This is a genomic window from Ruoffia sp. FAM 24228 (assembly GCF_045528575.1).
GTDB classification, from domain to species: domain Bacteria; phylum Bacillota; class Bacilli; order Lactobacillales; family Aerococcaceae; genus Ruoffia; species Ruoffia halotolerans.
The window spans coordinates 22,873-32,055 of record NZ_JBGQQZ010000025.1 but is presented as its reverse complement, the minus strand read 5'-3'; the positions used below and the strand labels follow the sequence as shown (position 1 = coordinate 32,055).

The window sequence follows — 9,183 nt, the reverse complement described above, 5'->3', positions numbered from 1 at the left end:
AGAAGGTTCATTTAGTTAAAATCTACTTCGAGAACGCACTATTTTGTAGAAAAATTTCCAATTTTTCCAAGAACGATTAATTTATTCAAGAAACCAGCTTAAATTATAGAGGTATGAATTATTCAGGATTAAAGAATAAAGATTTAAAAGTCAACCTTTAAATTAAAATAAGATTATTTTTCAGATAATTCCTCATCTATATTTAATGTTAAGTGGACACATAAATGCTAGAGTGTCTTGATTTTGAAAGGCTTATTACGTGAAAAAGTTAGATTAATGAAGCATTAAATTCGAAGAGCCATAATTTTTACAGTTGCTTAATAAAAAATATAGTATATAATTTAGCTTAATAAGTATCCTTTAATTGGCGTCCTGTGAGACGAAGAAGGTGAGTACAGTTGGAAACTCTTTATTTAGAGACCTCTTCTTTCGCATGCCCGCGGTTAAGGAGAGGTCTTTTCTTTATCAAGGAGGTAAACAATGGAAAAAGTTGTAATGAATGAGATGGAAATGAAACGTGCTCTGACCCGACTAGCTTATGAAATTATTGAACATCACAAAGGAATTGAAGATATTGTCCTTATGGGGATTGCGACGCGCGGGGCACCTCTGGCTGAACGCCTAGGTAAAAAAATTGCTGAGATCGAAGGAACCGTGCTAGTTGAGTCAATGAATATCGAAGCCTACCGCGATGATATGAAGTATACCGACCAGAGACCAGAAAATTCTAGTGATCTATCAGGTAAAAAAGTCATCTTAGTTGATGATGTGCTCTATACAGGCAGATCGATTCGTGCGGCAATGGATGCCTGTATGGATCGAGGACGCCCTGCAGAAATATCTTTGGCTATATTAGTAGACCGAGGACACCGTGAATTACCAATTCGCCCAGACTATGTTGGGAAAAGTATTCCTACATCTAAACAAGAACGTGTGCGAGTTCAAATCAAAGAAATAGATGGCAAGGATGCTGTCACAATATCATAAATTATTAATCAGTTTTTGACTTTAAATAGATCCGAGAGATCATAAGCAAAACTATCCTTATTTAGGTGCGTTTAGTCTCGAAGATTAAAGGCGCTTTTTTGTTAGGAGGAAGATGATTGTGAGAAATTTTTTATCTGTAGAGCAATTTGATAATGAAGGGTTATTAAATTTATTGAAGACTGCTATCGACTTTAAGGAAGGTCGTAGAACATATCAGAGTGATGCAACAGTGGTGAATATGTTTTTTGAGAATAGTACCCGGACTAAGCATAGTTTTGAGGTGGCTGAGCATAAGTTAGGCATGCATCAAATTAATTTTGATGTCGGAAGTTCGTCAGTCAATAAAGGTGAGAGTTTATATGATTCTGTTCTAACTATGCAAGCGATAGGGGTAGATGTAGCTGTCATTCGCCACCCAGATCGAAATTATATGGACCAACTTATGAACTTAAAGATTCAAATTATTAATGCAGGAAGTGGTAACGGACAGCATCCGTCGCAATCTTTATTAGATATTATGACTATTTATGAAGAGTTTGGTGATTTTAAAGGGTTAAAGGTTGCGATAATTGGAGATATAGTTCATTCACGCGTTGCCATGAGTAATATGACATTGCTTAATCAGTTAGGGGCTGACGTTATCTTTGCTGGGCCGAATGATTACTTTGACATAAGCTTTGAGCAGTACGGAGCGTTTAAAACAGTGGATGAAGCAGTAGCGGAGGCAGATGTGGTGATGATGCTTCGTGTTCAATTGGAGCGCCATGGATCAGAGGATATGCATTACGTAAAAGAAGACTATCATGCGATGTATGGATTAACTCGTCAACGTCACCGAACAATGAAGGATACAGCCATTATTATGCATCCAGCACCAGTGAACCGTGATGTTGAGTTGGCGGATGAATTAGTGGAATGTGCACAAAGTCGAATTGTTACTCAAATGTCCAACGGGGTCTATGCACGTATGGCAATTCTAGAGTGGGTCTTAAAAGGGAGAGTAGAATGAAACTAATATTAAAGAATGGTCAAAGAGTGGTAAAAGATAATGAATTAGAGTCTATTGATATCGCAATTGAAGAAGGAGTGATTGTTGAATTAGGGCATGACTTGGAGGGTGAGCGAGTGATTGATTTAAAAGGAAAACTCATCACAAATGGTTTAGTTGATATTCACGTTCACTTTAGAGAACCTGGCTTCACTGATAAAGAGACTATCTTGAGTGGATCCAAAGCCTCAGCTCGTGGCGGTGTTACAACTGTTTGCGCTATGCCTAACACCAATCCTGTTCCAGATACACCTGAGAAATACCAAGCTATTCAGGATATTATCGAGCGTGATTCAGTTGTTAAGACTTTTCAATATGCGCCGATTACTGAAGAATTACGGACAGATAAATTAGTTGATATGGCAGCCATTGATGCTTTCGCATTCACTAATGATGGGGTGGGCGTTCAAACAGCTGGAATTATGTATGAAGCGATGAAGTTAGCTTCGAGTCTTGATAAACCAATCGTCGCCCACACTGAAGACGAGAGTCTACTTTACGGAGGGGTCATGCATAATGGTATTCGCAATAAAGAATTGGGTTTGCCAGGGATTATGGGGATTGTAGAAAGCAGCCAGATTGCTCGTGACATTCTCATCGCTAAAGAAACTGGCGTCCATTATCATGTTTGTCACGTCTCTTCGAAAGAATCTGTCGAGGCCATTCGAGAAGGTAAGCGACAAGGAGTGAATGTTACTGCCGAGGTGACACCACATCATCTAATACTTAATGAGATGGATATACCAAGTGATGACGCTATCTTCAAGATGAATCCACCATTACGTGGCAAAGAAGATCAACGCGCATTAATTGAAGGACTAGCTGATGGAACGATTGACTTTATTGCGACTGACCATGCACCCCATACTAGGGAAGAAAAGTCTGGTGGATTTATCGATGCTCCTTTTGGAATTGTTGGTATCGAGACGTCCTTTGCTTTGATGTATACTCACTTTGTTGAAAAGGATCTGATGACTTTAGAGTTTCTAATTGATTGCATGAGTCACGTGCCAGCCCGACTCTTTAACTTACCTATGGGTGAATTGAAAGTGGGTGGTGTTGCAGATATTGCTGTTTTTGATTTAGAAAAAGAGTATGTGATTAACTCGGATGATTATTTATCTAAAGCTGCTAATACGCCTTTTAATGGCTATAAAGTCAAAGGTATGTGTGCTTTAACTCTAGTTGATGGTGAGATAGTGTATAACGCACTTGAAATTTAAGGAGAGAATATAATGAACAGACTAAAAGTAAATCTTCCAGGTATTGAATTGAAGAACCCTATTATGCCAGCTTCAGGTTGCTTTGGTTTCGGGGAGAGTTTTGCAAAACACTATGACTTAGGTTTATTAGGTGCCTTAATTACTAAAAGTACAACGCTTGAAGAACGTGTGGGTAATCCTGCACCACAATATGTGCATAGAGACAAGGATGTACTGAACTCTGTAGGATTAAAGAATCCAGGCGTCGAAGCCGTTCTATCTGAGAAATTGCCTTACCTTGAAGGCTTTGATGTACCAATCATTGCGAGTGTCGCAGGGTCTACCGAAGAAGATTACATCGAAATGTGCCGTCAGATTTCTACAGCACCCAATGTCAAAGCAATTGAATTAAATATCTCCTGCCCGAATGTTAAAGAAGGTGGTGTAGCTTTTGGTACGAATCCAGAAGTGGCCGCTCGCTTAACTAAAGCTTGTAAAGCTGTGACCAGTCTACCTATCTATGTGAAGCTAACGCCCAACGTAACAGATATTGTAGAAATTGCCCAAGCGGTAGAGGCAGCGGGAGCCGACGCCATCTCAATGATTAATACGATAACAAGTATGGCCTTTGACTTAACGACTGGCCAGCCTATCTTAGGTGGGATCACAGGGGGGTTATCAGGTACCGCACTCAAACACGTTGCCTTAAGAATGGTCTATCAAGTTGCGAATGCCGTGACTATACCGATTATTGGTATTGGCGGCATCAAGACGGTTGATGACGTGTTAGAAATGTATATGGCGGGTGCCACAGCCGTTCAAATAGGAACAGAGAACTACAATAATCCGATGGTTTGTCCAGAAATTATTCGTGACTTACCAGCAAGAATGGATGAATTCGGGATTGAGTCAATTCAAGCTCTTATTGATCAAGTTAAAAGTAACCGCGCTTCTAATAAATAGAAAATATAATCATTTGAGTGAATTCAAGCCAAATGACATCGCTGTTTGTCTTTAGCTGCCCAAACTCAAGCCAAATGACATCGCCGTTTGTCTTTAGTTGCCCAAACTCAAGCCAAATGGAATTGCCGTTTGTCTTTAGTTTAGCAAACTCAAGCCAAATGAAATCGCCATTTGTCTTTAGTTGCCCGAACTCAGGACAAATGGAACTGCGGTTCGTCCTTAGTTGATCGAACTCAAGCCAAATGAAACCACTGTTTGTCTTTAGTTGATTGAACTCAGGACAAATGGAACTGCGGTTCGTCCTTAGTTGATCGAACTCAAGCCAAATAGAATCGCCGTTTGTCTAAAGTTAAGGCGAAATCACATATCCCACTGGAAATTTTTCATATCCACATGTGATGGTTTTTTAAATTCAACGCCTTCATCAAGTAACAAGTCCTTTTGGTTAGGGAAAGTTGGGGCGAGTCTCCCCGCATGATTCACCACACGATGGCAAGGGTAAGCGCCGTAGTAACTAGCCTGGCTGAGTACTTTTCCGACGAGGCGAGCGTTTTTTGGGCGGTCAATGAGGTTAGCAATTTGTCCGTACGAAGCGACTTTTCCTTTAGGAATCTCGTCAACGACGGAAAGTATTTCATAGATTAAGTCTTTTGATAATTTTGCGACCATGAAAAGTCCTCCGATCTTACATTTTATATTATAATATAGCATAGAGGGCATTTGGTATTCGCTACTGACTAAGTTATAATTTGAGGACAAGATTTGAAGCAGTTATTATAGAGGGTCAACGAAAGGGTGATGACATGATTGAATTAGCTAAGAAAAATGGCATCCAATTAAAAGAGGAGACCTTACAAGACGTAAATATTGGCTTAGATTTTAAAGTTGTGATCGCCGAAGATATCAATGGGCAAGAGTGGATATTACGCGTGCCAAGACGAAGAGACGTTTTTCTAAAAGCGCAAGCCGAAAAGAAAATATTAGAACTCGTCAATGAAAATACAAAGTCGATCCAAGTCCCAAATTGGGAAGTTTTTACAGAAGAGTTAATTGCCTATAAGTCACTGGAAGGGCAGCCGGCTGTCACGACTGATTCGGTAACTCAAGAGACAAGTTGGGTTTTTGATGTGAATCAAGCGCCAGCTGAATTTACAAAGAGCCTAGCTAAAGCAATGGTAGAAATTCACAGCATTTCCAAAGAAAAAGTGGCAGAAGCGGGCTTGCGAGTAGACTCAAAAGATCAGTTACAAGAGATGATGCGCCAGCGAATAAATCGTGTGAAGGAAAACTATTCGGTTCATGAATCGCTTTTAGAGCGGTGGGAAGCTTGGTTAAGTCAAGACGACTTGTGGCCAAAAGAGACCGGCTTTATTCATGGTGATTTGTATCCAGGTCATATGTTGATTGATTCCAATTCAAAAGTCATCGGAATTATTGACTGGACTGAGGCGAAGCATATGGATGTTTCCAATGACTTTACAGCGCATTACTTATTGTTTGGAGAGGCTGAGTTGGAAAATTTAATTCAGGAATATAAGGCAGCGGGCGGATATACTTGGCCAAAGATGAAAGAGCATATTATTGAAGTTCTATCAACGCAAGCCATTACGATTGCGGAGTTTGCGGAATCGTCTGGAAGTGAAGGTTATAAAAAAGCAGCTCAAGATATGTTGAGTCAAGGCTAAGTTACAATAGAAAGAGTGAATAAATGCAAGAGTATATTAGAATGATAGAGATGATCGTCATCTTATTTATTGGTTTAATGAATGTGTACACGTGTCATCTTTACTACCGTGATAAACAATATTCACGAACTGGGCAATACCGAATTTCAGAAAGAAAATTACTACAAGCGAGTTTTCTTTTAGGAGGACTGGGTGCCTTTCTAGGCATGCGCTTATTTAGACATAAAACTAAGCACCGTAAATTTCAGTTTTGGGTTCCAATTACTGCAGTGTTCACTGTAGGAGTGTGGGCTTGGCTCGTTTCGGAAGTATTACAGTCTATATAAGTATGTAAAAGAAACGCCCTTCTTTCAGTGCTTGTCACTGAAAGAAGGGCGTTTAATTTTAATTTTAAGCATCTGTATCTGTTGAATCTAGACCCATTTGTTGTTTAAGACGAGATAATTCATCTTCAACAGCAGCTGAAGTATTTGAAGCGTATTTTTCTTCTAAAGCTTTAGCTTCGTCAATCGGTTCCGTATTTAATTCTGACATAGCATTTGCTTCGTCTAGCATACGGTTCGCTTTATCTTCCATTCTTTCGAAGTTTCCAATTGCATTCTCAGATTGAGTGATGTTACCTGTGGCATCATTAATTGTTTTTTGAGTATTTGCCACTGACATTTTACCTTTAATCATCGCACGACGTTGTTTTAATGTGTCGATATCTTTAGCAAGCTTATCATGCATTTGACGCATTTTAACGGCATTTTCATGAGCTGCAGCGTAAGCTGTTGCGTAACCGGCACCGACATTTTCAACTTCTTGTTTCTTAGATAAGAAGATACGTGCGTCAGCTTCGTTGTTAGCTTCTAAAGCTTTCTTAGCTAATTCTTCGAATTTCTTCACTTCTGCTTCGTTCTCATCGACTTTACGTTTGCTGCGAGTTTCTTCAGCCATCACACTTGCGGTACTTTCTTTTACTTCAGCTAAGTCTTCTAACATGTCACGTAAGTATTGGTCGATCATTTTCTCAGGATCTTCCATGCGGTCAATAATTGAGTTGATATTTGCACTGATAATGTCTTTAAATCTATTTAGTATAGCCATAATGTAATTCCTCCAAATTGTATATTATTTGTCTTCGTATTTTTTTGCTAAATCGTCTGCTTCAGAACTTGTTCCGAAAGTGTCAATCGGTTTACTCAACATATCTTCGGTACGTTTGGCTTCAATCGCTTCTTGTTGCTTACGTTTACGCCACCATAAGAAGAGGATTCCAACGAGAATCACGCCACCTATTACTAGTAGGACAGGTATCCAAGGTGAGGTTGTTACGTCCATAATTCGGTCAGCTGCATCTCGGAATGACTTACTAAAGAACTCGGAAGTGTTAAGGCTCATGTCATAGTAATTTCGATCAATGTAATCTAGTAATATGTCTGCTGCTTCTCTATCAATAACTTGGTCGGCTTGGGAACCCGTGACATAATAAGTCGTGTAATTGCTTGGTGTTCCTTCATAAAACATTAACAATAAGTGAGCTTCATCGGTGAATAATTCATCGTAAAGTTCATTGGTATATACCTCTACTTCCGACATTGAAGCATTGTTTGAACCATTAATTTCAGTTGTAATATAGACGTGAGGCTGAACACCTGTTTTTTCATAGAAATGACGTAATCCATCATTCATAACGGTTTGGTTTTCAACCCAGTTAGCGTCATCGGTGTAATAATCCGTTTCATTGACTGAACCTGCTGGTAGTGGCTCACGTTCAACGGTTGAGCGCGTTACAGAAGTTTCAGAGCTGGATGAATTATTATTCGAACTCCCACCCATACCACCAAATATCATTGGTAATATGAACATGATAATCACACCAATAATGATCATTGAGATGAGTGTGCTTGAACAGCCACCGCCACCTCCGCCTCCAGAAGGACCACCACCAAAGGAACTTCTTCTACGACGAGAACCCCATGAGTTAAAGATTGGTCCGGTTCGAATGACTGGACGAGAATTGTAACCTCCGCCGCCCCAAGAACCGCCACCACCCCAAGAGCCTCCGCCACGACTACCACCGAATGACCCGCCACCGCGTCCACCAGAACTACTGCGACCACCGCCACCACGAGACCCACCGAAGCCACCGCTGCGACCACCGCCGCCACCTCCGCGGCCTCCTCCTCTTGCCATAGACATCCCTCTCTTCCATTATTTCCATCATCGTTATCTTAATTTAAATATATCATAAAGCGCTATCATCAATCAATTTTGAACTCCTTTTACAAAGAAATTGTCACAATGTTTGACCATCCAATCAGTTAAATATAAAATGAATAAGAATAAATAAAGTATACGAGGAGAATGACAGTGAAATTAATTTCATGGAATATCGATTCACTTAACGCAGCTTTAACAAGTGACTCAGCGAGAGCAGAATTATCAAGAGCTGTACTAAAGACAATTAAAGATGAAGATCCAGATGTAATAGCGATTCAAGAAACTAAATTATCAAGTAAAGGGCCAACTAAAAAGCATTTAGAAATCTTGCAAGAAGACGTGCCAGATTACACCATCGCTTGGAATAGTTCAAAAGAACCGGCCCGAAAAAGTTATGCTGGGACAATGTTCTTATTCAAAAACTACCTTTCACCTAATGTTACTTATCCAGAAATTGGGGCACCAAGTACCATGGATGCGGAGGGGCGTATTATTACACTTGAATTTGATGATTTCTTTATTACACAAGTTTATACACCGAATGCTGGTTCGGGCTTAGTTCGTTTAGAAGAGCGTCAACAATGGGATATTAAGTATGCGGATTACTTAGCGAGTCTTGATAAAGAGAAACCTGTCATAGCAACAGGTGACTATAACGTCGCTCACAAAGAAATTGACTTGAAAAATCCTAAGAGTAACCGTCGTTCAGCTGGCTTTACTGACGAAGAGCGTGAAGGGTTCACAAATCTATTAGCTCGCGGATTTACAGATACATTCCGTTATATTCACGGAGATGTGGAAGGCGTTTATTCTTGGTGGAATCAACGCGCGAAGACTAGTAAAATCAACAATTCGGGGTGGAGAATTGACTACTGGTTAGTAAGTAACCGAATTGCGGATAAAGTTCAAAAATCTGAAATGATTGATTCAGGAACTCGTCAAGACCACACGCCAACCTTGTTGGAAATTGATATTTAAAATGTATTATAATGACACATCAGTTTGTTTTATATTGGCTGGTGTGTTTTATTTTAAAAGCCTATTGAAAAAAGGTTGTCTTAATGAGAAAATTTGAGATAATAGATGAGTAATC

At 39.8% G+C, this 9,183-nt stretch carries 10 protein-coding genes; 7 read left to right on the top strand and 3 right to left on the bottom strand.

Annotation, left to right across the window (positions count from 1 at the left end):
- Nucleotides 1–480 precede the first annotated feature (480 nt).
- The 4 genes from pyrR (at nucleotide 481) to ACEN33_RS05985 (ending at nucleotide 4,200) form a co-directional block, all read left to right on the top strand.
- Nucleotides 481–987, top strand: a complete 507-nt coding sequence (gene pyrR, locus ACEN33_RS06000; protein ID WP_407094742.1) for a bifunctional pyr operon transcriptional regulator/uracil phosphoribosyltransferase PyrR — start codon at nucleotides 481–483, stop codon at nucleotides 985–987.
- 112 nt (nucleotides 988–1,099) lie between these two features.
- Entirely contained in the window at nucleotides 1,100–1,996 is an 897-nt protein-coding gene (locus ACEN33_RS05995) for an aspartate carbamoyltransferase catalytic subunit (protein ID WP_138404168.1), read from the top strand.
- The gene (locus tag ACEN33_RS05990; RefSeq protein ID WP_407094741.1) at nucleotides 1,993–3,258 is read left to right on the top strand and encodes a dihydroorotase; all 1,266 of its coding nucleotides are present in this window, start codon (nucleotides 1,993–1,995) and stop codon (nucleotides 3,256–3,258) included. Before ACEN33_RS05995 ends, ACEN33_RS05990 begins: the two co-directional genes overlap by 4 nt.
- A 12-nt stretch (nucleotides 3,259–3,270) precedes the next feature.
- Entirely contained in the window at nucleotides 3,271–4,200 is a 930-nt protein-coding gene (locus ACEN33_RS05985; RefSeq protein ID WP_407093801.1) for a dihydroorotate dehydrogenase, read from the top strand.
- Between the two features lie 360 nt (nucleotides 4,201–4,560).
- Here the strand turns inward: ACEN33_RS05985 and ACEN33_RS05980 are convergent, their stop codons facing one another.
- Nucleotides 4,561–4,869, bottom strand: a complete 309-nt coding sequence (locus ACEN33_RS05980) for an MGMT family protein (protein ID WP_407093802.1) — start codon at nucleotides 4,867–4,869, stop codon at nucleotides 4,561–4,563.
- 134 nt (nucleotides 4,870–5,003) lie between these two features.
- On the opposite strand from ACEN33_RS05980, the gene ACEN33_RS05975 reads away from it, so the two are divergent.
- Nucleotides 5,004–5,885 (top strand): macrolide 2'-phosphotransferase, encoded by an 882-nt coding sequence (locus tag ACEN33_RS05975; RefSeq protein WP_407094740.1) that lies wholly within the window; start codon nucleotides 5,004–5,006, stop codon nucleotides 5,883–5,885.
- 23 nt (nucleotides 5,886–5,908) lie between these two features.
- On the top strand, nucleotides 5,909–6,211 hold the full coding sequence (locus tag ACEN33_RS05970; RefSeq protein WP_407093804.1) for a DUF1294 domain-containing protein: 303 nt from the start codon (nucleotides 5,909–5,911) through the stop codon (nucleotides 6,209–6,211).
- 64 nt (nucleotides 6,212–6,275) lie between these two features.
- On the opposite strand, the gene ACEN33_RS05965 is transcribed toward ACEN33_RS05970, so the two are convergent.
- A complete protein-coding gene (locus tag ACEN33_RS05965; RefSeq protein WP_407093805.1) occupies nucleotides 6,276–6,974 on the bottom strand; it encodes a PspA/IM30 family protein in 699 nt (232 codons plus the stop codon).
- Nucleotides 6,975–6,998: 24 nt separating this feature from the next.
- A complete protein-coding gene (locus ACEN33_RS05960) occupies nucleotides 6,999–8,063 on the bottom strand; it encodes a hypothetical protein (RefSeq protein ID WP_407089524.1) in 1,065 nt (354 codons plus the stop codon).
- A 177-nt stretch (nucleotides 8,064–8,240) separates the two neighbouring features.
- On the opposite strand from ACEN33_RS05960, the gene ACEN33_RS05955 reads away from it, so the two are divergent.
- A complete protein-coding gene (locus tag ACEN33_RS05955; RefSeq protein ID WP_138404176.1) occupies nucleotides 8,241–9,068 on the top strand; it encodes an exodeoxyribonuclease III in 828 nt (275 codons plus the stop codon).
- Nucleotides 9,069–9,183: the final 115 nt, after the last annotated feature.

Coding starts and splice junctions, on each gene's coding strand:
- pyrR (WP_407094742.1), top strand. CDS start 481: ATGGAAAAAGTTGTAATGAATGAGATGGAAATGAAACGTGCTCTGACC.
- ACEN33_RS05995 (WP_138404168.1), top strand. CDS start 1,100: ATGATTGTGAGAAATTTTTTATCTGTAGAGCAATTTGATAATGAAGGG.
- ACEN33_RS05990 (WP_407094741.1), top strand. CDS start 1,993: ATGAAACTAATATTAAAGAATGGTCAAAGAGTGGTAAAAGATAATGAA.
- ACEN33_RS05985 (WP_407093801.1), top strand. CDS start 3,271: ATGAACAGACTAAAAGTAAATCTTCCAGGTATTGAATTGAAGAACCCT.
- ACEN33_RS05980 (WP_407093802.1), bottom strand. CDS start 4,869: ATGGTCGCAAAATTATCAAAAGACTTAATCTATGAAATACTTTCCGTC.
- ACEN33_RS05975 (WP_407094740.1), top strand. CDS start 5,004: ATGATTGAATTAGCTAAGAAAAATGGCATCCAATTAAAAGAGGAGACC.
- ACEN33_RS05970 (WP_407093804.1), top strand. CDS start 5,909: ATGCAAGAGTATATTAGAATGATAGAGATGATCGTCATCTTATTTATT.
- ACEN33_RS05965 (WP_407093805.1), bottom strand. CDS start 6,974: ATGGCTATACTAAATAGATTTAAAGACATTATCAGTGCAAATATCAAC.
- ACEN33_RS05960 (WP_407089524.1), bottom strand. CDS start 8,063: ATGGCAAGAGGAGGAGGCCGCGGAGGTGGCGGCGGTGGTCGCAGCGGT.